The 26,677-nt window shown below is 72.0% G+C and carries 17 protein-coding genes; 12 read left to right on the forward strand and 5 right to left on the reverse strand.

Annotated elements, in window-relative coordinates; all coding sequences use genetic code 11:
- Window positions 1-185: 185 nt before the first annotated feature.
- The 7 genes from AB0G32_RS37940 to AB0G32_RS37970 all read left to right on the forward strand — a co-directional run bounded on the left by AB0G32_RS37940 (window position 186) and on the right by AB0G32_RS37970 (window position 8,516).
- Window positions 186-323, forward strand: coding sequence for a hypothetical protein (locus AB0G32_RS37940; RefSeq protein ID WP_361174694.1), 138 nt, complete (start codon window positions 186-188; stop codon window positions 321-323).
- 105 nt (window positions 324-428) lie between these two features.
- Complete coding sequence (gene mtrA, locus AB0G32_RS37945; protein ID WP_189397631.1) at window positions 429-1,118, forward strand: two-component system response regulator MtrA; 690 nt, start codon at window positions 429-431, stop codon at window positions 1,116-1,118.
- 1 nt (window position 1,119) lies between these two features.
- On the forward strand, window positions 1,120-3,150 hold the full coding sequence (mtrB, locus tag AB0G32_RS37950) for an MtrAB system histidine kinase MtrB (protein WP_361174699.1): 2,031 nt from the start codon (window positions 1,120-1,122) through the stop codon (window positions 3,148-3,150).
- Complete coding sequence (locus AB0G32_RS37955; RefSeq protein ID WP_361174702.1) at window positions 3,140-4,966, forward strand: LpqB family beta-propeller domain-containing protein; 1,827 nt, start codon at window positions 3,140-3,142, stop codon at window positions 4,964-4,966. The genes mtrB and AB0G32_RS37955 overlap by 11 nt, the downstream gene beginning before the upstream one ends.
- Window positions 4,967-5,362: 396 nt before the next feature.
- Window positions 5,363-6,556: a ComF family protein gene (locus AB0G32_RS37960; RefSeq protein WP_361174705.1), complete on the forward strand. Its 1,194-nt coding sequence runs from the start codon at window positions 5,363-5,365 to the stop codon at window positions 6,554-6,556.
- Window positions 6,557-6,868: 312 nt separating this feature from the next.
- Window positions 6,869-7,558, forward strand: coding sequence for a ribosome-associated translation inhibitor RaiA (gene raiA, locus AB0G32_RS37965; protein ID WP_361174708.1), 690 nt, complete (start codon window positions 6,869-6,871; stop codon window positions 7,556-7,558).
- A gap of 211 nt (window positions 7,559-7,769) precedes the next feature.
- On the forward strand, window positions 7,770-8,516 hold the full coding sequence (locus tag AB0G32_RS37970; RefSeq protein ID WP_361174711.1) for a response regulator transcription factor: 747 nt from the start codon (window positions 7,770-7,772) through the stop codon (window positions 8,514-8,516).
- 30 nt (window positions 8,517-8,546) lie between these two features.
- Here the strand turns inward: AB0G32_RS37970 and AB0G32_RS37975 are convergent, their stop codons facing one another.
- Both AB0G32_RS37975 and AB0G32_RS37980 read right to left on the reverse strand, forming a co-directional pair.
- On the reverse strand, window positions 8,547-9,722 hold the full coding sequence (locus AB0G32_RS37975; protein WP_361174714.1) for a crosslink repair DNA glycosylase YcaQ family protein: 1,176 nt from the start codon (window positions 9,720-9,722) through the stop codon (window positions 8,547-8,549).
- Between the two features lie 49 nt (window positions 9,723-9,771).
- Window positions 9,772-10,341, reverse strand: a complete 570-nt coding sequence (locus AB0G32_RS37980) for a GNAT family protein (protein WP_361174717.1) — start codon at window positions 10,339-10,341, stop codon at window positions 9,772-9,774.
- A 301-nt stretch (window positions 10,342-10,642) separates the two neighbouring features.
- Between AB0G32_RS37980 and secA the strand changes: the two genes are divergently transcribed.
- The gene (secA, locus tag AB0G32_RS37985) at window positions 10,643-13,462 is read left to right on the forward strand and encodes a preprotein translocase subunit SecA (RefSeq protein ID WP_361174720.1); all 2,820 of its coding nucleotides are present in this window, start codon (window positions 10,643-10,645) and stop codon (window positions 13,460-13,462) included.
- A 95-nt stretch (window positions 13,463-13,557) separates the two neighbouring features.
- Here the strand turns inward: secA and AB0G32_RS37990 are convergent, their stop codons facing one another.
- Window positions 13,558-14,358 (reverse strand): Rv3235 family protein, encoded by an 801-nt coding sequence (locus tag AB0G32_RS37990; RefSeq protein ID WP_361174723.1) that lies wholly within the window; start codon window positions 14,356-14,358, stop codon window positions 13,558-13,560.
- 310 nt (window positions 14,359-14,668) lie between these two features.
- On the opposite strand from AB0G32_RS37990, the gene AB0G32_RS37995 reads away from it, so the two are divergent.
- From AB0G32_RS37995 to AB0G32_RS38010, 4 genes are all read left to right on the forward strand, one after another.
- Window positions 14,669-15,184, forward strand: a complete 516-nt coding sequence (locus AB0G32_RS37995) for a hypothetical protein (RefSeq protein ID WP_361174726.1) — start codon at window positions 14,669-14,671, stop codon at window positions 15,182-15,184.
- An 87-nt stretch (window positions 15,185-15,271) separates the two neighbouring features.
- The gene (locus AB0G32_RS38000) at window positions 15,272-15,937 is read left to right on the forward strand and encodes an HAD family hydrolase (protein WP_361174741.1); all 666 of its coding nucleotides are present in this window, start codon (window positions 15,272-15,274) and stop codon (window positions 15,935-15,937) included.
- 540 nt (window positions 15,938-16,477) lie between these two features.
- On the forward strand, window positions 16,478-21,421 hold the full coding sequence (locus AB0G32_RS38005; RefSeq protein ID WP_361174729.1) for an NAD-glutamate dehydrogenase: 4,944 nt from the start codon (window positions 16,478-16,480) through the stop codon (window positions 21,419-21,421).
- Window positions 21,422-21,475: 54 nt separating this feature from the next.
- On the forward strand, window positions 21,476-22,954 hold the full coding sequence (locus AB0G32_RS38010; protein ID WP_361174732.1) for a hypothetical protein: 1,479 nt from the start codon (window positions 21,476-21,478) through the stop codon (window positions 22,952-22,954).
- 35 nt (window positions 22,955-22,989) lie between these two features.
- Here AB0G32_RS38010 and AB0G32_RS38015 read toward each other — a convergent pair whose 3' ends face one another.
- Both AB0G32_RS38015 and AB0G32_RS38020 read right to left on the reverse strand, forming a co-directional pair.
- Entirely contained in the window at window positions 22,990-24,690 is a 1,701-nt protein-coding gene (locus AB0G32_RS38015) for a glycosyltransferase family 2 protein (RefSeq protein WP_361174735.1), read from the reverse strand.
- A partial coding sequence (locus AB0G32_RS38020; RefSeq protein WP_361174738.1) for a CDP-glycerol glycerophosphotransferase family protein occupies window positions 24,687-26,677 on the reverse strand: 1,991 nt, incomplete at its 5' end. The genes AB0G32_RS38015 and AB0G32_RS38020, both read right to left, overlap by 4 nt.

The raw sequence follows: 26,677 nt of genomic DNA on the forward strand, positions 1-26,677 counted from the left end.
AGGACCACAGGTCCTCCGGCGCCATCCGCTCGACAAGCGCAGCAGTCATCACCCCAGAATGCCGCAAGATCACGCCAAGTGAAATGGCGTCTAAGCCCGCACAGCGGTTGCGTGACGCTTGCGGCACGTCGACGGCCCGCTCAGTGCCATGTCGTTCTGATCCGGTGAGGGAGGCTGAGGCGACCGTGACGGCGTCGTACGTACCGATCGTGATCGCCGGCCGCCTGAGCGTCGTCGCACCGCTGCCCGGCGGTCCCGCCGTCCCCGCTCGCGGCTGCCGCTGCCCCGCCGAGCGGGCCGGGAAGCCTGACATCCTGCCCTGACATCAACGTCGGTGGACCGGGGCAGACAGTGACGGTTCCCTACGACTATCGTCACAGGCCAGTGACCTGCCTCACCTGCGCCTCTGTGTCCGTTATGAGAATGGGATGATGTCGTTTATGAAGGGACGAGTCCTTGTCGTCGACGACGACACCGCACTGGCCGAGATGCTCGGCATTGTGCTGCGTGGTGAGGGTTTTGAGCCGTCTTTCGTAGCCGACGGCGACAAGGCGCTGGCCGCCTTCCGGGAGAGCAAGCCCGATCTGGTGCTGCTGGATCTGATGCTGCCGGGCCGGGACGGGATCGAGGTGTGCCGTCTGATCAGGGCGGAGTCCGGGGTGCCGATCGTGATGCTGACGGCCAAGAGCGACACCGTCGATGTGGTCGTGGGCCTGGAGTCGGGCGCTGACGACTACATCGTGAAGCCGTTCAAGCCGAAGGAGCTGGTGGCCCGGATCAGGGCCCGGCTCAGGAGGTCGGAGGAGCCGGCGCCCGAGCAGCTCGCCATAGGTGACCTGGTCATCGATGTGGCCGGGCATTCCGTGAAGCGGGAGGGGCAGTCGATCGCGCTGACGCCGCTGGAGTTCGATCTGCTGGTGGCGCTGGCCCGTAAGCCGTGGCAGGTGTTCACCCGCGAGGTGCTGCTCGAGCAGGTGTGGGGGTACCGGCACGCGGCGGACACCCGGCTGGTCAACGTGCATGTGCAGCGGCTGCGCAGCAAGGTCGAGAAGGACCCCGAGAAGCCGGAGATCGTGGTGACCGTCCGGGGCGTCGGTTACAAGGCGGGGCCGAGCTGACATGACCGGGGACAGTGCCGCTTCGGCGCCCGGAACGTCCGGGGCCCGCGCCGGGCGGCCTGTCGGCCGCAAGCCGGCCGGTTCCCGGTGGGGACGGCTGCTGGAGGGCGGGCTGCTGCACGGCGGTGTGCAGGGCAGCCCCGTACTGCGCCTCTTCATGCGCTGGGTGCGGCGGCCGCTGCTGCCCGTGATGCGGCTGTGGCGGCGCAACATTCAGCTCAAGGTAGTCGTGACGACCCTGCTGATGTCGCTGGGTGTGGTGCTGCTGCTCGGGTTCGTCGTCATCGGCCAGGTGCGCAACGGGCTGCTGGACGCCAAGGTGAAGGCGTCGCAGTCACAGGCGACCGGCGGGTTCGCGGTGGCCAAGCAGAAGGCCGAGGAATCGGTCTCCGTGACGGGCGAAGACGCCACTTCGGTGGACGGCCAGCCCGCGCAGAACGTCATCCAGTGGATGAGCGATCTGGTGAAGTCGCTCTCCAGCGGCGGTCAGGGCGCCTTCGACGTGGTGACGCTGCCCGTCGGCGGCGAGAGCGGGGGCGGGCGCGGGCCGCGTGCCTCGGGGCTGGTCGACCCCTCGTCCAGCGTGCCCGAGGAACTGCGCGAGCGGGTCGACAGCAGTTCCGTCGCGGCCCAGAGCTACACCCGCATCGTCTACAACTCCGCGCAGGACTCCCAGCCGGCGCTGGTCATCGGCAAGCGGGTCAACGACCCCAACGGTGCCCCGTACCAGCTGTACTACCTCTTCCCGCTCACCCAGGAGGAGAAGTCGCTGAGCCTGGTCAAGGGCACCCTGGCGACGGCGGGGCTGTTCGTCGTCGTCCTGCTCGGGGCGATCGCCTGGCTGGTCGTGCGGCAGGTCGTGACGCCCGTGCGGATGGCGGCGAGCATCGCCGAGCGGCTGTCCGCCGGGAAGCTCCAGGAACGCATGAAGGTCACCGGCGAGGACGACATCGCGCGGCTCGGTGAAGCGTTCAACAAGATGGCGCAGAATCTTCAGCTGAAGATCAATCAGCTGGAGGATCTGTCGCGGATGCAGCGGCGGTTCGTGTCGGACGTGTCGCACGAGCTGCGCACCCCGCTGACGACCGTGCGGATGGCGGCCGACGTCATCCATGACGCGCGCGCGGACTTCGACCCGGTGACCGCGCGGTCGGCGGAACTGCTCGCCGACCAGATCGACCGGTTCGAGACGCTGCTCGCGGATCTGCTGGAGATCAGCCGCTTCGACGCGGGCGCGGCGGCGCTGGAGGCGGAGCCGATCGACCTCAGGGAGGTCGTGCGCCGGGTGGTCAGCGGGGCCGAGCCGCTCGCCGAGCGCAAGGAGACGCGGATCCGGGTGGTCGGCGACCAGCAGCCCGTCGTCGCCGAGGCCGACGGGCGGCGGGTGGAGCGGGTGCTGCGCAACCTCGTCGTCAACGCCGTCGAACACGGTGACGGCAAGGACGTCGTCGTCAAACTCGCCGCGGCGGGCGGGGCGGTGGCGGTGGCGGTGCGCGACTACGGCGTGGGGCTCAAGCCCGGCGAGGCGACCCGGGTCTTCAGCCGTTTCTGGCGGGCCGACCCGGCACGCGCGCGTACCACCGGCGGAACGGGACTGGGGCTGTCCATCGCCCTGGAGGACGCGCGGCTGCACGGCGGCTGGCTCCAGGCGTGGGGCGAGCCGGGCGGGGGTTCGCAGTTCCGGCTGACGCTGCCCAGGACCGCCGACGAGCCGCTGCGCGGCTCGCCGATCCCGCTGGAGCCCAGCGACTCCCGGCGCAACCGGGGACCCGCCGACGCGGGCCGCCCGCCCGCCGCGGACCGGACGGCCGGCGGACCGGCGCCGTCCCGGGACGGGATCCCGGCCCGGCCGGGCGCGGCGGCTCCCACCGCCGATCCGACGGCGCTGCCCGGCAGCGGCGCGCGCGTGGTACCCCGGCAGCTGCCGGACGCCCGGAACCAGGAGGACCGCGTCGGTCCGCCGGAGGCGAGCCGTACGGCCACCGGGTCCCAGGACGCGAACAGGCAAGGGGAGGGGACTCGTGGGCGCTGACCGCGAGGGGCGCCGCCGGACGGCGCCGGCCCGCGCGGCGGTGTTCGCCGCCTGCGGTGCCGTACTGCTGGCAGGGTGCGCGTCGATGCCCGACAGCGGGGACCTGCGGGACGTGGCGTCGACGCCGCGGCAGGACACGCAGGTGCGGGTCTTCGCGATGCCGCCGTCGAAGGACGCCTCCGCCCCGGACATCGTGCAGGGCTTCCTGGAGGCGCTGACCAGCGATGACCCGAACTACGAGACAGCCCGCAAGTACCTGACCGGCAAGGCCGCGAAGAGCTGGCGGCCGGAGCGGTCCACGACGGTGCTCGCGGACGGGCCGGGCACCGTGGTCGACCCCTCGGGAGTCCGTGAGGAGGGCAGCGACTACTCGGTCACCCTCACCGGTACCAGGGTCGCCACCGTGGACGCGCAGCAGTCGTACGCGCCCGCCGAGGGTGACTACCGGCAGCCGGTGCACCTGACCCGGGACACCGAGACGGGGCAGTGGCGCATCGACGCGCCGCCGGCCGGCATCGTGATGGGCAAGTCGGACTTCCAGCGCAACTACATGTCCGTCAACAAGTACTACTTGGCTTCCGGCAGCGGGGCGCAGGACACCACCGCGCGGACCGCGGCCGTCGCCGATCCCGTCTATGTGCGGCGGCGGGTGGAACCTCTGGCGCAGACCGTGCGTTCTCTCATCGACGGACCGACGAGCCTGCTCGGATCCGTCGTCAGGTCGGGCTTCCCCCGTGGCGCGGCGCTGGCGAAGGACGGCACGGCACTGACCCCCGACGAACACGGCAAGCTGACCGTGCCGTTGAACGACAAGGCGGCCCGGGCCGACGAGGACAGTTGCGAGGAGATGGCCACGCAACTGCTGTTCACGTTGCAGAGCCTGACAACGGCGGTGGACGAGGTCGAACTGCGCTCCGGCGACGAGCAGTTGTGCTCGCTCGCCGAGAGTCAGGCCGAGGCGGTCGCCGCCCGGGGCTCGGCCGCGCACCCGGACTACCTGTACTTCGTCGACGACGAGCAGCGTATGGTGCGGCTGCCGGCCGGCGGCAACGCCACGGCGGCGGAACCCGTCCCGGGGGCGCTGGGCGAAGGCGGTACGGCGCTGCGGTCGGTGGCGGTGTCGCGGGACGAGCACACCGCGGCCGGGGTCAGTCTGGACGCCAAGTCGCTGTACGTCGGTTCGCTGGTGTCGGGCGGTTCGCTCGGGGAGCCGGTGCTGGTCAGCGAGGGGGCGACCGAGGAGGAGCGGCTGACGCCGCCCAGCTGGGACGCCGCGGGCGACCTGTGGGCCGCCGACCGGAACCCGGACGATCCGCGGCTGCTGGTGCTGGACAAGGGCGCGGGCGAGCCGGTGGAGGTGCGTACCCCAGGGCTGGACGGGCAGGTCCAGGCGGTACGGGTGGCCGCCGACGGGGTGCGGATCGCGCTGATCGTGGAGAAGGACGGCGACCGGTCGCTGTTCATCGGGCGGATCGAGCGGGGCGCGAAGGCCGGTGATCCGCCGACGGTGCGCGGCCTGCGGTCGGCGACCCCCGAGCTGGAGGAGGTCACGGCCATGTCCTGGGCCGGGGACAGCCGCCTCGTGGTGGTCGGGCGCGAGCGCGGGGGTGTGCAGCAGATCGGGTACGTCCAGGTGGACGGCTCGGCGCCGGAGGCATCGGTGCCGGCCGCGCTCACCGGCGTGAAGGACATCGCCGCGGCCGAGGACGACCGGGTGCCGCTGGTGGCGTACTCGGAGGACGGGATCGTCCGGCTGCCGTCCGGGATGCAGTGGCAGAAGGTCACGAAGGGGATGGCGCCGGTCTATCCCGGGTGAGGGGGTGACTGGCGGGCGGTGACTGGCGGGCGGTGACTGGCGGGCCCTGTCTGGTTTCCGTGGCTGTCCGGCGGGTGGCGGGGGTGCCTGGCGGGTTCGGGGCGTGGTCGGCTGTGCGGTGGGGGTGTCTGGCGGGGTTCGGGGCGTGGTCGGCTGTGCGGCGGGGTGCCTGACGGGTCCGGTACGTGGTCGGCTGTCGGGTCGGTGCGTGGCTGTCCGGTTGGACCGTGCGTGTGCGCGGCTGTGCGGCGAGGGTGCCCGGCAGGGCGGCTGCTGGGCCGGGTGTCGTCGCTGGTGCGGGAGTTGTCCACAGGCTCACGGGTGCGCGGGCCGTCGTTTTCCCGCCGTTTTCCACAGGGCTGGCAGGGCTGTGCGGGGGTTGGCACAGTGGGGGACATGCGGGGCTGGTGGCAGGACCTCACCGACCTGGTGCTGCCGACCGAGTGCGGAGGGTGCGGCAGGCCGCGCACGGTGCTGTGCCGCGAGTGCCGTGCCGTGCTGGGCGGGGACGCGCCGCGCCGGGTGCGGCCGGTGCCGGAGCCGCCGGGACTGCCGGCGGTGTACGCGGCGGCGGCCTACGGCGACGAGGTGCGGGCGGTGCTGCTGGCCCACAAGGAGAGAGGGGCACTGGCCCTGGCGGGGCCGCTCGGCGCGGCGCTGGCGGGCGCGGTGCGGGCGGGGCTTCTGGAGGGGAGAGAGGGCGGGGGTGGTGTGCCGGGCCGGGGTGTCCGGGGCGGTTGGCCGGGTTCGTCGGTCGAAACGGTGCGGTCGGTCGGTTCGGGAGGCGGTGCTCTTGGGACCAGCCGGACGGTACAGCCGGTACAGCCGGTACAGCCGGTCCAGTCGACACGGCTGACGACGTCGGCCAGGTCAGTCGGGTCGGTCGGGTCGGCCGGGGCGTCCGTGTGGGCTCGGGGTGACGCGGACGCGAGTGCGCGGTGGCCGGCGGCGGAGATGTCGCGGGCGTCGGGGTCGGGGCCCGCGGCTGGGATGCGGCGGCCGGTGCTGCTGGTCCCCGTGCCGTCCGCGCGGCGGGCCGTGCGGGCCCGTGGGCATGATCCGGTGCGGCGGATCGCGCTGGCGGCGGCGGGTGAGCTGCGGCGGACCGGTACGCCGGCCCGGGTGGCGGCCGTCCTGCGGCAGCGGCGTGCCGTGGCCGACCAGTCGGGGCTCGGGTCCCGGCAGCGGTCCGACAACCTCGCCGGGGCGCTGACCGTGGTCCCCGGCGGTGCCCGGCTGCTGTGCGACGGCGGACCCGTGGTGCTCGTCGACGACCTGATGACGACAGGGGCGTCGCTCGCGGAGGCGGCGCGTGCCGTACGGGCGGCGGGCGGGGTGGCTGAGTGGGAAGCGGGGGCGGGTCCGTACAGAACGGCGAGGCCGGCCGTGTATCCCGGAGCGGTGTGGGAAGGCAGAGGAGAACGGAGAACCGGAGCGACGGAAGAGAGGGCGGACGAGGCGCCCGCCGGGCCGGGAACGACGGGCGGAATAACGACGGGCGGAATCAAGGGCGGTGACGCCATCCGCGGTGTGAGCCACGCGGCTGTCGTTGCTGCATCACCAGAGTCTTTCGAAATAAACCGGAACTGACTGAAAACTTACGTCGCTGCAGGTAATAGGCGGGTTAATGCATCTGAACGGAGGTAGGCCGCTGTAGAGGGTGACGGCATCCGTCCGGGCGAGATATGTTCGGTTGTGAGGGAAAGCCGCAGGCCACACCTCTCTTGTCCGAATGCCGAGCCGCGGGTTCATTCGGAATCACCCGCGCCGGTGGAGTGGAGATCTCGCCCCCGGGGGAGGAGGTGGACGTCACCGAGTCCGCGGTTCCGGGATTACCGGGACCTGGTGCGAAAGGGAGATGCTCCGCAAGTTGAGCGGAGTGATCCGGGAACGGAGTTCTGCGTGGACATCGTCGTCAAGGGCCGCAAGACCGAGGTGCCCGAGCGGTTCCGGAAGCACGTGGCCGAGAAGCTGAACCTGGAGAAGATCCAGAAGCTCGATGGCAAGGTGATCAGCCTCGACGTCGAGGTGTCCAAGGAGCCCAACCCCCGACAGGCCGACCGCTGTGACCGAGTGGAGATCACGCTCCACTCCCGCGGTCCGGTGATCCGGGCGGAGGCAGCGGCGAGCGATCCGTACGCGGCGCTCGACATGGCGGCGGAGAAGCTCGGCGCCCGGCTGCGCAAGCAGCACGACAAGAGGTACTCGCGGCGCGGCGCGCGCCGGGTCTCGGCCGCCGAGGTCCCGGACCACGTGCCGGGTGTGGCGACGCTCAACGGAAACGGTGCGGCTGCCGAGCAGGAAGCGGACAGCGTGCCCACCAAGAAGATCGGTTCGCTGGAGGTGCAGGGCGACGGACCGCTCGTCGTGCGCGAGAAGACCCACGTGGCCGCCCCGATGAGCCTCGACCAGGCGCTCTACGAGATGGAGCTGGTCGGGCACGACTTCTACCTCTTCGTGGACTCCGAGACCAAGGAGCCCAGTGTCGTCTACCGGCGGCACGCGTACGACTACGGCGTGATCCACCTCAGCACGGACACGATGGTCACCCAGACGCCCTCTCCCGACGCGGGCGGCGCGCTCGGCGGCTGACCTTCACCGGTTCACGGCCGGGCCGGTGCCCCTGGAGTGCGCTTGTGCGCCCCCAGGGGCATCGGTGTGCGACCCCGTTCGCGCCCCGCGCCGTCATCCCGATGTCGGCCGGGCATGAAATCATGGCCGCAACGGCCCAACCGGTGGGTCGTTGCCTTGGGTTGGCGCTGGCCCGGGTTCCATGTGGCCACAGCCTTCAGGGGGAGGAACGATGGCGGACAGCTTCGGACCGATGCGGGACGGGGATGCCGGCGACGGCGTCACCGGCATGGGCCCGGACGCGGGCACTCCACGCAAGGAGCCGATCAGAGTCCTGGTCGTGGACGATCACGCCCTGTTCCGCCGCGGTCTGGAGATCGTGCTCGCCGCCGAGGAGGACATCCAGGTCGTCGGCGAGGCCGGCGACGGCGCCGAAGCGGTCGAGAAGGCCGCGGACCTGCTCCCCGACATCGTGCTGATGGACGTACGGATGCCCAGGCGGGGCGGTATCGAGGCGTGCACCTCCATCAAGGAGGTGGCCCCCAGCGCGAAGATCATCATGCTGACGATCAGCGACGAGGAGGCCGACCTCTACGACGCGATCAAGGCGGGCGCCACCGGCTATCTCCTCAAGGAGATCTCGACGGACGAAGTGGCCACCGCCATTCGCGCGGTGGCCGACGGGCAGTCGCAGATCAGCCCTTCCATGGCGTCGAAACTGCTCACCGAGTTCAAGTCGATGATCCAGCGGACCGACGAACGCCGGCTGGTGCCCGCGCCCCGGCTCACCGACCGGGAACTGGAAGTCCTCAAGCTCGTCGCCACGGGAATGAACAACCGCGACATCGCCAAGGAACTGTTCATCTCCGAGAACACCGTGAAGAACCACGTGCGCAACATCCTGGAGAAACTGCAACTGCACTCCCGGATGGAAGCGGTGGTCTACGCGATGCGGGAGAAGATCCTCGAAATCCGCTGACCGCCCGGACGCCCGCGGCGCACGGCCGGGTCAGGCCAGCAGCCGGGCCAGTTCTCCGACCAGCGGCTCGCGCAGTTCCGGCGCGCTCACCCGCTCCACCCGTACGTCCGTGCAGTCCACCCAGCTCGCCGCCTCCAGCAGGGCCTGGGCCACCGCCAGGACCGCCTTGCGGCCGTCCAGGGCGACCTGCTTGGCCACCAGCGTGCGGCCCTCGCGGGCCGGGTCCACCCGGCCGACCAGCCGACCGCCGGCCAGCACCGGCATCGCGTAGTAGCCGTGCACCCGCTTCGGCCGGGGAACGTACGCCTCCAGGCGGTGGGTGAAGCCGAAGATCCGCTCGGTGCGCGCCCGTTCCCAGACCAGGGAGTCGAAGGGGGACAGCAGCGTCGTGCGGTGACGGCCGCGCGGCGGCGTCCCGAGGGCCTCGGGATCGGCCCAGGCCGGCCGGCCCCAGCCCGCCACCGTCACCGGCACCAGACCCGAGTCGGCGATCACCGCGTCGACCTGCTCGGCCTTGAGCCGGTGGTAGTCCGCGAGGTCCGCGCGGGTGCCGACGCCCAGGGACCGGCCGGCCAGCCGGACCAGGCGGCGCAGGCACTCGGTGTCGTCCAGCCGGTCGTGCAGCAGTTCGGCCGGGACGGCGCGCTCGGCCAGGTCGTAGACCCGCTTCCAGCCCCGGCGCTCGACGCAGACCACCTCGCCGTACATCAGCGCGCGCTCGACGGCGACCTTCTCGCCGGACCAGTCCCACCACTCGCTGGTCCGCTTGGCGCCGCCCAGCTCGGTGGCGGTCAGCGGGCCCTCGGCGCGCAGCTGCTTGATCACCTGGTCGTAGGCGCCGGCGGGCAGCTCGTGGTTCCAGTGCGGGCGGGCGCGGTAGGCGCGGCGGCGGAAGGCGAAGTGCGGCCACTCCTCGATGGGCAGCACACAGGCGGCGTGCGACCAGTACTCGAAGGCGTGGGTGCCGGTCCAGTAGGCGTCCTCGACCGCGCCGCGGCCCACCGCGCCCAGGCGGGCGTACGGCACCAGCTCGTGCGAGCGGGCGAGGACCGAGATCGTGTCGAGCTGCACCGCGCCCAGATGACGCAGGACACCGCGGACACCGGAGCGGCGGTCGGGGGCGCCGAGGAAGCCCTGGGCCCGCAGGGCGATGCGGCGGGCCTCGTCCGCCGACAGTTCCGTGGCCGGGCGCGGAAAGGTCGTCATACGTCCGCACGATAAAGGGTGGCACTGACAGCGGGCCCCGGCGTGCGGCTCACGGCCGGGCCGGCAGGTAGGAGGCCGTCGACGGCAGGCCCAGGTCCGAGGGGAGCAGGGAGCCGACCCAGCAGTCGCGGCGTACGCCCTTGTTGTTGATCGCGGAACGCAACGTGCCCTCCAGGGTGAACCCGGCGCGTTCGGCCACCGCGCGGGAGGCCGCGTTGCCGACCTCGGCGCGCCACTCCACGCGGTCCACCGACAGCCGGGTGAAGGCCCAGCGGGAGACGGTCAGGGCGGCCTCGGTGACGTAACCGTTGCCGCGGTGCTCCTTGGCGCCCCAGAAGCCGATCTCGGCCACGCCCAGCGAGATCATGGTGAGTCCGGTCATGGCGACCAGGTCACCGGTGGGCAGGAAGACGCCGAAGGTGAACATGGTGGCGTTCGCCCAGCCGGTCGGGACCATCTGTTCCGTGAAGGCCCGCGCGTGTTCCGGCAGGTAGGGGGAGGGGACGACGGTCCAGCGCTGGATGTCCGGGTCCTGGCAGGCGGCGAGCACGGCGGCGGTGTCCTGGGGGCCGACCGTGCGCAGCAGGAGGCGGCCGGTGGTGAGGGTGTGGGGTTCCATCGGCCGATTCTGCGCGCGGTGCGCGCCGGGCGCCATCACTTTGCCGTGGGTGCGCGGACGGTCACGGTTCGCGCAAATCGTCGGGCCGTGCGGCACCATCGGCCGGGCCCGCACGTTGTCATGGGTGAGAGCGGATCGAAGCGGGACCGCGGCGGACCGGCAGGCGGTGCGCGGCGGCGGGCGGCAGCCGGTGCGGCAGGCCTCCCGGCGTGACGGTGTCCTCGCTTACGATGGCCGTTGCTCAGTCACGTCCAATGGAAAACGACCGTCCCAGGCCCGACCGGCAAGGAGACCAACCCCCGTGTCCGTCCTCTCGAAGATCATGCGTGCAGGCGAAGGCAAGATCCTGCGCAAGCTGCACCGCATCGCGGACCAGGTCAACTCCATCGAAGAGGACTTCGTCGACCTCTCCGACGCCGAGCTGCGGGCCCTCACCGATGAGTACAAGCAGCGCTACGCCGACGGCGAGAGCCTCGACGACCTGCTGCCCGAAGCCTTCGCCACCGTCCGTGAGGCCGCCAAGCGGGTCCTCGGCCAGCGCCACTACGACGTGCAGATGATGGGCGGCGCCGCCCTGCACATGGGGTACGTGGCCGAGATGAAGACCGGTGAGGGCAAGACCCTCGTCGGCACCCTGCCCGCGTATCTGAACGCCCTGTCCGGTGACGGCGTCCACATCGTCACGGTCAACGACTACCTGGCCGAGCGCGACTCCGAGATGATGGGCCGCGTCCACAAGTTCCTCGGCCTCGAGGTCGGCTGCATCCTCGCCAACATGACGCCGGCCCAGCGCCGCGAGATGTACGCGTGCGACATCACCTACGGCACGAACAACGAGTTCGGCTTCGACTACCTGCGCGACAACATGGCGTGGTCCCAGGACGAACTCGTCCAGCGCGGCCACAACTTCGCCATCGTCGACGAGGTCGACTCCATCCTCGTCGACGAGGCCCGTACGCCGCTGATCATCTCCGGCCCGGCCGACCAGGCCACCAAGTGGTACGGCGACTTCGCCAAGCTGGTCACCCGTCTCAAGCGCGGCGAGGCGGGCAACCCGCTCAAGGGCGTCGAGGAGACCGGCGACTACGAGGTCGACGAGAAGAAGCGCACGGTCGCCATCCACGAGTCCGGCGTCGCCAAGGTCGAGGACTGGCTGGGCATCGACAACCTCTACGAGTCGGTCAACACCCCGCTCGTCGGCTATCTGAACAACGCCATCAAGGCGAAGGAACTGTTCAAGAAGGACAAGGACTACGTCGTCATCGACGGCGAGGTCATGATCGTCGACGAGCACACCGGCCGTATCCTCGCCGGCCGCCGCTACAACGAGGGCATGCACCAGGCGATCGAGGCGAAGGAAGGGGTGGACATCAAGGACGAGAACCAGACCCTCGCCACGATCACCCTGCAGAACTTCTTCCGCCTCTACGGCAAGCTCTCCGGCATGACCGGTACGGCGATGACCGAGGCCGCCGAGTTCCACCAGATCTACAAGCTCGGTGTGGTCCCGATCCCGACCAACAAGCCGATGGTCCGCAAGGACCAGTCCGACCTGATCTACCGGACCGAGGTCGCGAAGTTCGAGGCGGTCGTCGACGACATCGCCGAGAAGCACGAGAAGGGCCAGCCGATCCTGGTCGGCACCACCTCGGTCGAGAAGTCCGAGTACCTCTCGCAGCAGCTCTCCAAGCGCGGCATCCAGCACGAGGTGCTCAACGCCAAGCAGCACGACCGGGAGGCGACCATCGTCGCCCAGGCCGGCCGCAAGGGCGCCGTGACGGTGGCCACCAACATGGCCGGCCGCGGCACCGACATCAAGCTCGGCGGCAACCCCGAGGACCTCGCCGAGGCCGAGCTGCGCCAGCGCGGCCTCGACCCCGAGGAGCACATCGAGGAGTGGGCGCAGGCGCTGCCCGCCGCCCTGGAGCGCGCCGAGGAGGCCGTCAAGGCCGAGAAGGACGAGGTCGAGGAGCTCGGCGGGCTGTACGTGCTCGGTACCGAGCGGCACGAGTCGCGGCGGATCGACAACCAGCTGCGCGGCCGTTCCGGCCGGCAGGGCGACCCCGGCGAGTCCCGCTTCTACCTCTCGCTGGGCGACGACCTGATGCGGCTGTTCAAGGCCCAGATGGTCGAGCGCGTGATGTCCATGGCCAACGTGCCGGACGACGTGCCGATCGAGAACAAGATGGTCACCCGCGCGATCGCGTCCGCGCAGTCGCAGGTCGAGCAGCAGAACTTCGAGACCCGTAAGAACGTTCTGAAGTACGACGAGGTGCTCAACCGCCAGCGCGAGGTCATCTACGGCGAGCGGCGCCGCGTCCTGGAGGGCGAGGACCTCCAGGAGCAGGTGCAGCACTTCATGAACGACACGATCGAGGCCTACGTCCGGGCCGAGACCGCCGAGGGCTTCCCGGAGGACTGGGACCTGGACCGGCTGTGGGGCGCCTTCAAGCAGCTCTACCCGGTGAAGGTCACCATCGAGGAGCTGGAGGAGGCGGCCGGCGACCGGGCCGGGCTGACCGCCGAGTACATCGAGGAGTCCATCAGGGACGACATCAGCGAGCAGTACGAGGCGCGGGAGAAGCAGCTCGGCTCCGAGATCATGCGGGAGCTGGAGCGCCGGGTCGTGCTGTCGGTGCTGGACCGCAAGTGGCGCGAGCACCTCTACGAGATGGACTACCTCCAGGAGGGCATCGGCCTGCGCGCCATGGCGCAGAAGGACCCGCTGGTCGAGTACCAGCGCGAGGGCTTCGACATGTTCACCGCCATGATGGAGGGCATCAAGGAGGAGTCCGTCGGCTACCTGTTCAACCTGGAGGTCCAGGTCGAGCAGCAGGTCGAGGAGGTCCCCGTCGAGGACGAGAAGCCGTCCCTGGACAAGGGCGCGCAGGACGCGGTGCCGGCCCAGGCGGGTGCCGCGCGGCCGGAGATCCGGGCCAAGGGGCTGGACGCCCCGCAGCGGCGCAACCTCCACCTGTCCGCGCCGACCGTGGACGGCGAGGGCGGTGTCGTCGAGCGCGAGGAGCGCGCCGACGAGGAGCCGGCCCGTTCCGAGAGCGACGGTCTCACCCGCGCGGAGCGCCGCAAGCAGGCGAAGGGCGGGCGGCGCCGCAAGAAGTGACGGCGGCGGTGTCCGCGACGGCTCGGCCGTCGCGGGCCGCCGCGTGGAGGGCCGGGCCACCCCAGGGTGCCCGGCCCTCCCGGCGTTCACCCCGGTCAGCGGCCGGCCCCGTGGGCTCGGCGCGGGCCGCCCAGTTCCACCGCGGTGCAGCGCCAGCGCAGGTCGGAACCGCACTCCAGACGGAACGCCATCGCCCGCAGCTGGTCGCCCGCGCCGATCCGGGCGAACACCTCCACGGCTCCGGGACGGGGTTCGAACCAGCCGAGGTCCCGTACGACGGGGTGGGTGCCGCGGGTGCGCAGGGGGCCGCGTGCGGCGAGGTGGGCCAGGTCGTCGTAGGCCTGGCCGATGGTGTGCCGGAGCATGGAGTGGACCGGGCGCTGTCCGCTGAGCACGGCGAGGAGCCGTTCGGCGAAGAGGTCGGTGGGGCGGGGCTGCGGGACCGTCTGCCGGGTGCCGCGGGCGGCGACGGGGAGAACGGCGGACCGGGTGACGGGCGCGGGGGCGGGTGGCCTCTGGTCCGCCGCTCCGCCCGCGGTGCGGGCCGGGGCGGCCGTCGTCGCCCTCGCGGTGCTCGGCGTCAGCCCTGGCGTCGGGCGATCCGTCCGGCCCGGCCCGCGGCCCGGGAAGGCCGGGTCCGGGCGCGACGGGACGAGGCGGCCGGTGGCCGGAGAACTGCCGGGAGTACCCGACGGACGGCTGTCCCGGGGGCCCGGGCGGCCGTGGACCGGCCGCGCGGTGGAACCCGGAGGACGGTCCTCGGGCACCGCGGTCCGCGCGGCGGGGAGCGCCCCGGGCCCGCGCGGCGGAGCACCGGCGGGACGGCGGGAGTCGTGGCGGCCGGGCGGGCGGGAGCCGGGGTGACGGCGCTGTGCCCTGTTCATGACCTTGTGCATGGGGTCCCCGTTCGGCGGCCGGTGAATACCGGGCGGTAACTTGCTGTTGCGGACCTTGTACGGGGTGTGGCGGTGTGCTGGCAAGGGGGTGTGGACAGCCGTCGACGGGGTGCGAAGTTCACCTATCCGAGGGGGTGGGACGGCACGGACCCGGACGTGACAAGGGCGGACCGGGTGAAGTTCCGGCGCCCGGTGGACGTCTCCACCGGCTCGGCGGGAACTCGAAGGGGGACCCTCGCGGCGTATCCTGATGACTCTTCGGAGCCTGCCCCGGCCACCACCACGACCACCACCACGAAAGCGGCCAGCCATGCGCGTCTACGTCCCCCTGACCCTCCCCGGCCTCGCCGAGGCGCACCGGTCGGGACAGCTGGGCAGCGGGCCGTTCACCGCCTACGCCGTCACGCCCGCGCTGCGCGAGTGGTACCTCTCGGACGACATCGAGGAACTGGAGTACGCGGCCCTCAACCGGGCCGCCCTGGCCTCGCTGCGGCTGCTGGCCGGGGACGCCGCCGCCCCCCGGCGCCGGGTCGTGGTCGCCGTGGACGTGCCCGACGGCACCGCGGCGGCCGACCCCGGCCGGGGGCTGGACCCGGCCGCGCTCGGCGAGGTCCGGGTGGCCGGCCGCGTGCCGCTGGGCAAGGCGGCGGCGGTGCACGTCGACGCCGCCGACGCGGAGGCGGACGTGCGCGCCGCGGCCGGCGCGCTGGCGGCGGCGGACGGCGGGGACGACGACGCCCAGTTCGTGGTGGACGGGGCCGAGGACCACGAACTGCTGTGGTACGCGACGCAGGAGATCCCGAACCTGGTGGGCATCGCGAGCTGACCTCGGCGAAACGGCTGCCCGGGGCCCGCGGTGACGCACGGTGACCCTTGATTGTCAGTGGCGGCGGGTACGTTTGCGGGCATGGGGATGCGAATGCGGACAGGGGCGCACATCGTCTGGGACTGGAACGGCACGCTGTTCCACGACAACGACGCGATCGTCGGCGCGACGAACGCGGCCTTCGCCGAACTGGGCCTGGCGCCCATCACGCTGGAGCGGTACCGGACGCTGTACTGCGTGCCGGTGCCCAAGTTCTACGAGCGGCTGATGGGCAGACTGCCCACCGACGCCGAGTGGCAGGTCATGGACGAGGCCTTCCAGCGCCACTACACCGAGCACCGGGTGCGGTGCGGGCTCGCCGACGGGGCGGCGGAACTGCTCGTCAGTTGGCGGTCGGCGGGGCACAGCCAGTCGATCCTGAGCCTGTACGGCCATGAGGAACTGGTTCCGATGGTCCGGGGGTTGGGCCTCGAGACGCACTTCATACGCGTCGACGGGCGGACCGGTCCGTCCGGCGGCGGCAAGGCCGAGCACATGGTGCGGCATCTGGCGTCGCTGGGCGGGGTGGAGCCGGCCCGGACGGTCGTCATCGGGGACGCCGTGGACGACGCGACGGCCGCCCGGCACGCGGGGGCGCGGGCCGTGCTGTACACCGGCGGTTCGCACAGCCGGACGAGCCTGGAGCAGGCCGGGGTGCCCGTGGTGGACACGCTGGCCGAGGCGGTCAAGGAGGCCGAGCGGCTGGTGGCGTGAGCCGCCTTCCTGCTCATCCTGCGCAGCCCTCCTGCTCCTCCTGTGCCGCCCTCCTGCTCCTCCTGCGCCACCCTGCTCCTCCTGCGCCGCCACCATCCCTGTGCGCGTCCGTCGCTGTGCGGAACGTCAAAGTTCCACCCCCGGTTTTGTACACATGCGGCTCATGACGGGTTCCAGGGAAGGAGCGATAGCCTTATGGCGTGATCAGCGCGATAGCTCGCGGGGACATCCTTGTCCCTGCCCTGCGCCCGGAGAGCACGGACGACATCCGTGACCGGGCGGCGGTCGCTGGTCCTCGCGGGCGGGACGGGGCGTCGAGGAGCCCCGAGGCGCCGAGTGTTCCCCGGGCGGCGGTGCCGACGAGATCGGTATCACACCCGACGGACGCGTCGGACATGGCTGTAATGCCCCCGCTCCTCTCACCTTGCGGCATAGCGTCGGAACAGAACGGACACCCCGCGTCTGGGCGTTGCGTCGGAAGGCAGGAGACCGTACTTCCTTCTACGTCACGCAACGGCGCGCGACAGGAGCCAGAGGACAATGCAGACCAAGCTGGACGAAGCAAAGACCGAGCTGCTCGACAGGGCCGCACGGGTAGCTGAGAACAGCCCGGTCGGGGGGTATCTACCGACTGGGACGACGGACGAGGACTCCCCGGACACCCCGGACCGTGAATCCGTGTTCGCGTTCCTCAAGCGCTACTACCGGCACACCGCCCCGGAGGACCTGGGCGACCGCGAACCGGTCGACGTCTTCGGAGCCGCCGTCTCGCACCACCGGCTGGCCGAGAACCGCCCGCAGGGCACCGCCAACGTCCGGGTGCACACCCCGACGGTCGAGGAGAACGGCTGGACGTGCAGCCACACCGTGGTCGAGGTGGTCACGGACGACATGCCCTTCCTGGTCGACTCCGTCACCAACGAACTGACCCGGCAGGGCCGCGGCATCCACGTCGTCGTCCACCCGCAGTTCGTGGTGCGGCGCGACGTCACCGGCAAGCTCGTCGAGGTGCTCACCACCCCGCCCGGGAACGACCTGCCGCACGACGCGCACGTCGAGTCCTGGATCCACGTGGAGATCGACCGCGAGACCGACCGTGCCGACCTGAAGCAGATCACCGCCGATCTGCTGCGCGTCCTGTCCGACGTACGGGAGACCGTCGAGGACTGGGGCAAGATGCGTGAGGCGGCCGTCCGCCTCGCCGGTGACCTGCCCGCCGAGCCCGCCCCCGCCGACCTCGACCAGCAGGAGCTGGAGGAGGCCCGCGAGCTGCTGCGCTGGCTGGCCGACGACCACTTCACCTTCCTCGGCTACCGTGAGTACCAGCTGCGCGGCGACGACTCGCTGGCCGCCGTCCCCGGCACCGGCCTCGGCATCCTGCGTGCCGACCCGCACCACGAGACGGGCGAGGACCACCCGGTCAGCCCGTCCTTCGAGCGGCTGCCCGCCGACGCCCGGGCCAAGGCCCGCGAGCACAAGCTGCTGGTGCTGACCAAGGCCAACAGCCGGGCCACCGTGCACCGGCCGTCCTACCTGGACTACATCGGCGTCAAGAAGTTCGACGCGGACGGCAACGTCGTCGGGGAGCGCCGCTTCCTCGGGCTGTTCTCCTCGGCCGCCTACACCGAGTCCGTCCGCCGGGTGCCGGTCATCCGGCGCAAGGTGCGGGAGGTGCTGGAGCGGGCCGGGTTCTCGCCCAACAGCCACGACGGCCGCGACCTGCTCCAGATCCTGGAGACGTACCCGCGCGACGAGCTGTTCCAGACGCCGGCCGGCGAGCTCCAGGCCATCGCCACCTCCGTGCTCTACCTCCAGGAGCGCCGCCGCCTGCGGCTCTACCTGCGCCAGGACGAGTACGGGCGCTACTACTCCGCCCTCGTCTACCTCCCCCGGGACCGCTACACCACCGGCGTCCGGCTGCGGATCATCGACATCCTCAAGGAGGAACTGGGCGGCACCAGCGTCGACTTCACCGCCTGGAACACCGAGTCGATCCTGTCCCGGCTGCACTTCGTGGTCCGCGTCCCGCAGGGCACCGAGCTGTCCGAGCTGTCCGACGCCGACAAGGACCGCATCGAGGCCCGGCTGGTGGAGGCCGCCCGGTCCTGGGCGGACGGGTTCGCCGAGGCGCTCACCGCGGAGTTCGGCGAGGAGCGCTCCGCCGAGCTGCTGCGCCGCTACGGCAGCGCCTTCCCCGAGGGCTACAAGGCCGACCACGGCCCGCGCTCCGCGGTCGCCGACCTCGGCCACCTCGAAGCGCTGGACGAGGAGCGCACCTTCGCGCTGAGCCTGTACGAGCCGGTCGGCGCCACGCCCGAGGAACGCCGGTTCAAGATCTACCAGAAGGGCGGCTCGGTCTCCCTGTCGGCGGTCCTGCCGGTGCTCAGCCGGCTCGGCGTGGAGGTCACCGACGAGCGCCCCTACGAGCTGCGCTGCGCGGACCGCACCCCCACGGCGTGGATCTACGACTTCGGCCTGCGGATGCCGAAGGCGGTGGCCGGCGGCGCCGACTACCTCGGCGACGACGCCCGCGAGCGGTTCCAGGACGCGTTCGCCGCCGCCTGGAACGGCAAGGCGGAGAACGACGGCTTCAACGCCCTGGTGCTGAGCGCCGGGCTGACCTGGCGGCAGGCGATGGTGCTGCGCGCGTACGCCAAGTACCTGCGGCAGGCCGGGTCGACGTTCAGCCAGGACTACATGGAGGACACCCTCCGCAACAACGTCCACACCACCCGGCTGCTCGTCTCCCTGTTCGAGGCGCGGATGTCGCCCGACCGGCAGCGCGCCGGGCACGAGATCGTGGACGCCCTGCTCGAAGAGGTCGAGGCCGCCCTCGACCAGGTGGCGAGCCTGGACGAGGACCGCATCCTGCGGGCCTTCCTCACCGTCATCAAGGCGACCCTGCGCACCAACTTCTTCCAGGAGGCGGCGGCCGGCCGGGCGCACGACTACGTCTCCATGAAGTTCGACCCGCAGGCCATCCCCGACCTGCCGGCGCCCCGCCCGGCGTTCGAGATCTGGGTGTACTCGCCGCGCGTCGAGGGCGTGCACCTGCGCTTCGGCAAGGTCGCGCGCGGCGGCCTGCGCTGGTCGGACCGGCGCGAGGACTTCCGTACCGAGATCCTCGGCCTGGTCAAGGCGCAGATGGTGAAGAACACCGTCATCGTGCCGGTCGGCGCCAAGGGCGGCTTCGTCGCCAAGCAGCTGCCCGACCCGAGCGTGGACCGCGACGCCTGGATGGCGGAGGGCATCGCCAGCTACAAGACCTTCATCTCGGCGCTGCTCGACATCACCGACAACATGGTGGCCGGCGAGGTCGTGCCCCCGGCCGACGTCGTCCGGCACGACGAGGACGACACCTACCTGGTCGTCGCCGCCGACAAGGGCACCGCCACCTTCTCCGACATCGCCAACGGGGTCGCCGAGACCTACAACTTCTGGCTCGGCGACGCCTTCGCCTCCGGCGGCTCGGCCGGTTACGACCACAAGGGCATGGGCATCACCGCGCGCGGCGCCTGGGAGTCCGTCAAGCGGCACTTCCGGGAGCTGGGCACCGACACCCAGAGCGAGGACTTCACAGTCGTCGGCATCGGTGACATGTCCGGTGACGTGTTCGGCAATGGCATGCTGCTCAGCGAACACATCCGGCTGGTCGCCGCCTTCGACCACCGGCACATCTTCATCGACCCGAAGCCCGACGCGGCCCTCTCCTACGCCGAGCGCCGCCGCGTCTTCGAACTGCCCCGCTCCTCCTGGGCGGACTACAACAAGGAGCTGCTGTCGGCCGGCGGCGGCATCTTCCCGCGTACCGCCAAGGCGATCACGGTCAACGCGCACATCCGCGAGGCCCTCGGTATCGAGGGCAAGGTCTCCAAGATGACCCCGGCCGACCTGATGAAGGCCATCCTCCAGGCGCCGGTCGACCTGCTGTGGAACGGCGGCATCGGTACGTACGTCAAGGCGTCCACCGAGTCCAACGCCGACGTCGGCGACAAGGCCAACGACGCGATCCGGGTGGACGGCAAGGACCTGCGCGTGCAGGTCGTCGGCGAGGGCGGCAACCTGGGCCTGACCCAGCTCGGCCGGATCGAGTTCGCCGCGAACGGCGGCCGGGTCAACACCGACGCCATCGACAACAGCGCCGGCGTGGACACCTCCGACCACGAGGTCAACATCAAGATCCTGCTCAACGGCCTGGTCGCGGACGGCGACATGACGGTGAAGCAGCGCAACAAGGTGCTCGCCGGGATGACCGACGAGGTCGGCCACCTGGTGCTGCGCAACAACTACGCGCAGAACACCGCGATCGCCAACGCGCTGGCCCAGTCCAAGGACATGCTGCACGCGCAGCAGCGGTTCATGAAGCACCTGGCGCGCGCGGGCCACCTGGACCGGGCGCTGGAGTTCCTGCCCACCGACCGGCAGATCCGCGAGCGGCTCAGCAACGGGCGCGGTCTGACCGGCCCGGAGACGGCCGTACTGCTGGCGTACACGAAGATCACGGTCGCCGAGGAGCTGCTGCACACCTCGCTGCCCGACGACCCGTACCTGAAGACGCTGCTGCACGCGTACTTCCCGACCGCGCTGCGTGAACGGTTCGCCGACCGCATCGACACCCACCCGCTGCGCCGCGAGATCACCACGACCGTGCTGGTCAACGACACGGTCAACACGGGCGGTACGACGTATCTGCACCGGCTGCGCGAGGAGACCGGCGCCTCACTCGAGGAGATCGTGCGGGCGCAGACCGCGGCCCGCGCCATCTTCCGCTCGTACCCGGTGTGGGACGCGGTGGAGGGCCTGGACAACACGGTCGAGGCCGCCGTCCTGACCCGGATCCGGCTGCACTCGCGCCGGCTCGTCGAGCGCGGCACGCGCTGGCTGCTCAACAATCGGCCGCAGCCGCTCCAGCTCGCCGAGACGGTCGACTTCTTCGCCGACCGGGTCGAGCAGGTCTGGTCGCAGCTGCCGAAGCTGCTGCGCGGCGCGGACGCCGAGTGGTACCAGCGCATCCACGACGAGCTGACCGGCGCGGGCGTGCCGGACGAGGTGGCGACCCGGGTGGCCGGGTTCTCCTCGGCCTTCCCGACGCTGGACATCGTCTCGGTGGCCGACCGCACGGGCAAGGAGCCGCAGGACGTCGCCGAGGTGTACTACGACCTCGCCGACCGGCTGGGCATCACCCAGCTGATGGACCGCATCAGCGAGCTGCCGCGGGCCGACCGCTGGCAGTCGATGGCCCGCGCGTCGATCCGCGAGGACCTCTACGCGGCGCACGCCTCGCTCACCGCCGACGTACTGGCGGCGGGCAACGGCACGTCGACGCCGGAGCAGCGGTTCAAGGTGTGGGAGCAGAAGAACGCGGCGATCCTCGGGCGGGCGCGGGCCACGCTGGAGGAGATCCGCAGTTCGGACGCGTTCGATCTGGCCAACCTGTCGGTGGCCATGCGGACGATGCGGACGCTGCTGCGGACGCACGCGTAGCGTCCGACCGCCCAGTTGACCGGACATTCGGGGCAACCCGGTTAAAGTGACCGGATGGCTGGGTGGTCCGGTTCCAGGCCGAGCGCGGTGGCCGTCCCCTGGGCGGCTGCCGCGCTCGTGCTCTTTCTGCTGTCGCTGGTGGTGGTGCGGCTGCCGTGGGCGGGCGACCTCGGGCTGCACGCCGCCACGGTCGAACGGCTCCGGCACAGCCTGACCGACCCGGGCAATCCGCTGGTCGACGCGGACACGCCGAGTCCGTACTACTCGCCGTGGACGGTCGTCCTGGGGGTGGTGGCGAAGGTCAGCGGGGCGTCGGTGTTCGTGGTGCTGCGGTTCGGGGCGCTGGCCGGGCTGGGGCTGCTGGTGACGGGAGTGTGGCGGTACGTCCGGACGCTGAGCGGGGAGCGGGCGGCGCCGGCGGTGGCGTTGCTGTGCCTGGTCCTGCTGTGGGGGACGGACGCGTTCGCCTGGAGCGGGTTCCTCGGGCTGAACTCGCTGGCGTTGACGGTGGCGTATCCGAGTGTGCTGGCGCTCGGGCTCGCGTTCCATCTGTGGGCCGGGCTGGCCGGGGCGGTCCCGGGGGGTGGCTGGGGACGGTGGCTCGGGCTCGGGGTGCTGTGGGCGGTGATCCTGCTGTGCCATCAGTTCACGGGAGTGGTGGCGTCGCTGGGGGCGGTCGCCACGGTGTGCGGGGCGCGGCCGGGGTGGCGGGAGGTGGGGGCGCGGCTGCTGGGTGCGGGGGCGCTCGGGGTGGCGGTGGTGTGGGTCTGGCCGTACTACGACTTCTTCGCGCTGGCCGGGGCGGGCGGCGGGCTGGAGGCGGTGCACCGGCCGCTGTACGAGGACCTGGTCGGGCGGTACTGGCTGGTGCTGGTGGGGGTCGTGGCGCTGGGGGTGCGGTGGGGGCGGGACCGGCGGGACGCGCTGGTGCTGTTCTTCGTGCTGGGGGTGGTGGTGGCCGGGGCGGGGGGAGTGAGCGGGCACTGGTCGTGGGGGCGGGTGCTGCCGGCGGTGGTGGTTCCGGCGCAGATCGCGGCGGCGGTGGAGGTGCTGGGGGCGGGGCGGCGCGGGGTGCGGGCCGGGGGCGTCTGCGTGCTGGGTTGTGCGCTGGGGGTGGGGGCCTGGGCGCAGGCGGGGACGGTGGGGTATGTGGTCGGGCGGGGGATGCTGCCGGGGGTGGTGGCGGCCAAGTACCGGGAGCCTTGGCAGGGGTATCACTGGATCACGCCGTGGGTGCGGTACGGGGATGTGGTGATGGCCCGGCGGGTGGCGGCCCGGCAGATTCCGGCGTACGGGGCGTACACGGTGGCGCCTGGATATCCCGACTTCTTCCTGCCCGACGAGGGGCGGCGGGGGGTGGCGGTGCGGAGGTACTTCACCGGCGGGGTGTCGGAGGAGGAACGCAGGGCGGTGGAGCGGCGGTACGGGGTGCGGTGGGTTGTCGACCGGGAGGGCGGGGCGGGGCCGGGGTCGGGATTGCGGCCGGTGACGCGGGGGCCGGCGGGGCAGGTGCTGTACGAAGTGGTGAGGTGAGGCGGCGCCGGGGCGGGGGCGGGTGCCGCGGACGGTCAGGGCGTTGTCGGGCGGATGGCCTGTTTCAGGCGGCGCAGTACCGGACCCGTCAGCCGGGCCGTCAGGCCCACCGGTTCCCACCGCACCTGCAGCCGTCCCGGGGCGTGGCCCTCCGGCTCGACGGTGACCTGGTGCGGGGCGGTGCCGCGGTGGTAGGGGACGCGGGACGTGAACGGCGGGAAGGCGGGCGGGGCCAGGAGGAGGCCGGTGTGGGTGTGGGGGCCCAGGCGGAGGCGGAGGACGGGGTGACGGACGCCGGTGAAGCCGTGGCGGGGCGGGCGGGCCGCCGTCAGGTCCAGGTGGACGTGGCCCTCGAAGACGCCGGGGCGGACGGGGGACAGGCGGAACGGGACCGTCAGGCGCCGGCTGCCGGGGGTGAGGAGCAGCGCGGCGCGCTGGGGACCGACCGGGAGGCGCAGGGCGGGATCGTACGTACGGACGGTCAGGTCGACCGACGCGCCGGGGCCCCGGGCGAGGTCCGTGATCTCGTGCCGGAGCCGGGCGCTGAAGAACGGCCGGGTGTCCAGTTCCAGGTCGGTGAGGTCCAGCTCGCGGCGGGCCGCCGCGTCCCGCGGTGCACCCTCGCCCCAGTAGGTGCGGCCGTCGGGGCCGGTGGTGATCCGCCGGGGTGCCACCTCGTACCCCAGACCCCGCGCGGCCTGCCGGGCGTCGGCGAACCGCCGGTCGCGGACGAGCTGGACGACGACGCGCTCGGCGCGCGGCAGCCGGGCGTACGCGCCCGGCGTGAGCGTGTCCAGGTAGGGCACCACGAGGTCCGCGAAGGAGGCGAGCCAGCTCTCGTCGCGGTAGGGGAGGTCGCCGGCGTACATGCGGAAGTCGTGCTTGAGGAACTTGTAGTCCTTGTCCTCGCGGAGCGACTCGTGGCCGCTCTCGGCCAGGAAGGCGTCGATGAGGCGCTGCACGTGGACGCGGTCGCCGACGTTGCTCAGCCGGTCGCGCTGGTTGGAGATGGAGGCGGCGGACGCGGTGGCGTAGGGGGCGATGTACCAGAGGTAGACCGGCTCGGGGACGATCGTGAACGTCTTGGCCAGGCAGTACGCCTGCGCGGAGAAGAGCTGGTCCTCGTAGTGGATGCCCTCGGGGAAGCGGAGGCTGTGCCGGTCGAGGAAGGCGCGGGCGTACATCTTGCTGGTGGCGAGGTGCTCGAAGAAGAGGCGGGGGTCGGCCTCGATGCCGTCCAGGGTGCGGCGTTCGGCGACCAGGTGCGGCATCCAGGTGGAGCGGCGGCCGTTGTCGGCCCGGATCCGGCGCACCGCGCCCATCGCGAAGTCCAGGTCGCGGGCGCGGTGGGCGGCGAGCAGGGTCTCGACGGCGGCTTCCGGGAGTTCGTCGTCGCTGTCCAGGAACATCAGGTAGGGGGCGCGGGAGCACTCGATGCCCCGGTTGCGCGGGGCACTGCATCCCCCGCTGTTCTCGGCCAGGCGCAGGTACACGACGCGCGGGTCCTCGGCGGCCAGGGCGCGGGCGACCGCCGGGGTGTCGTCGGTCGAGGCGTCGTCGCTGATGACGATCTCGAGGTTCCGGTGGGTCTGGCGGCGGACGGAGGCGACGGCTCTGGGCAGGCGGGCGGCGTCGTTGTGGACGATGACCGTGACGGTGACGTCAGGGGTGATGTCGGGGGTGATGTCCGGGATGGCGCCGGGGATGGCGTCCGGAGTGGCGTCGGGAGTGGTCATGCCGCCTCCTCGGGGTTCGGGGCCGGGGTGCGCTCGGCCAGGGGCAGCACCGGCGGCAGCGACGCCTCGTCCTGGCCGAGGAAGACCCGGCGTACGACGCGTTCGGCGGCGCGGCCGTCGTCGTACTCGCAGAAGCGCTGCCGGAAGACGGACCGTGCCTTGGCGGCCCGTTCGTCGCGCCAGGCGTCGGTGGTGAGGATCTCCGTCAGCTCGGCCTGGGTGCGGGCGACCGGGCCGGGGGCGTCGGCCATCAGGTCGAAGTAGACGCCGCGGGTGGTCCGGTACGTCTCCCAGTCGTCGGCGTGGATGACGATCGGGCGGTCCAGGTTGGCGTAGTCGAACATGATCGACGAATAGTCGGTGACCAGGGCGTCGGCGGCCAGGCAGAGGTCTTCGACGGGGTCGTAGGAGGAGACGTCGATGACGCGGCCGGTGCGGCGCAGGCCGGTCAGGGGGGAGGGGGCGGCGTCGTAGAAGTAGTGGGCGCGGACCAGCAGGACCGTTTCCTCGCCGAGGGTGTCGGCGAGGGCGGCGAGGTCCAGGCGGGGGGTCCAGCCGGCCTCGTAGTCGCGGTGGGTGGGGGCGTAGAGGACGGCGCGGCGGCCGGGGGCGATGCCCAGCCGGGCGCGGACGGCGCGGATGTCGGCGGCGCGCGCCGTGTAGTAGACGTCGTTGCGCGGATAGCCGTAGTCCAGGGAGACCCAGCGGGACGGGTACGCGCGCCGCCACATACGGGTGGAGTGGCGGTTGGCGCTGACGCTGAAGTCCCACTTGTCGACCCGTTCGAGGAGGGCCTGGAAGTCGAGGCCGCGGGACGCGGTGGGGTAGGGCAACTGGTCCAGGCCCATGCGTTTGAGGGGGGTGCCGTGGTGGGTCTGGAGGTGGATCGCGTCCGGGCGTTTGACCACCGGGTTGGGGAAGTTGACGTTGTTGACCAGGTACTTGGCGCGGGCCAGGATCTCCCAGTAGCGGCGGGTGCCGGGGACCACGTGGTCGGTGCCGGGCGGCAGCAGGGGCGCGTCGGCGGCGTTGACCACCCACACCGGGTGGATCGCGGGGGCGAGTTCGCCGAGCTTGGCGGCGATCGCGGCCGGGTTGCAGGCGACACCGCGGTTCCAGTACGACGAGAACACCGCGAGCCGCGGGTCGACCGGTGTGGTGAGCGCGCGCCGGTACTGGTGGTCGCGGAGGCGGGCGACCGCCTGGCGGCGGCCGGTGCGGACCGTCCCGCGGACGGTCCGGCGGGCCTTGTTGGCGGTCTGGAAGGCGCGGTACTTGGTGTAGGCGCCCGCTTCGAGCAGTGACCGGCGGACGCCTTCCGGGCCGGCCGGGCGCCGGTGGCCCTCGGGGCGGCGGCGCAGGGCGGCCAGTGAGGCGCGGCGGAAGAACTCGCGGGCGACCGGCTCGGGCAGTTCGGCGCGCACGAAGGTGCGCAGGCAGTCGCGGACCATCAGGTCGTAGAGCACGGCGTACGGGGCCGGGCGGGCGCGGGCCAGATCGAGCAGCGCCTCGTAGCGGTCGACCAGGGCGTAGTGCTGCTCGGCGGTGATGGGCGGGAGGCTCTCGGGGCGCGGCCGGCGGTCCTCGTACGCCGGGTGCGGGAGGGCGGCGACCCGGTCGGCGAGGAGCAGCGCGGCGTACGCCGTGAACGGCTCGTCGCCGGTGGTGAGCAACCGTTCGTGCGCCTGCCAGAAGCCGGCGCGGACGACATGGGTGCCGAGCAGCGGGGCTGTCTTCAGGAGGGCCGCGTGGTCGTCGAGGGCGAGCGGGGCGCGGCCCGCGCGGGCGAGGAGCGGGCCGTCCGGGGAAGGGAGGCCGCGGGTCCGCCAGGTGGCGCGGACGTGGTCGGTCAGCAGGACGTCGACCGGATCGGGCAGGGCGGCGGTGTGTTCGGCGACGGTGCGCGGGGCGCCGGCGGGGAGTCCGTCCTTGGCGGCCACGAAGTGCAGCCAGCGGCCGGTCGCCCGGGCCGCCCCCGCCGCCCGGG

Origin of the sequence: Streptomyces sp. NPDC023723, from assembly GCF_040639815.1 — a bacterium.
Lineage (GTDB): Bacteria > Actinomycetota > Actinomycetes > Streptomycetales > Streptomycetaceae > Streptomyces.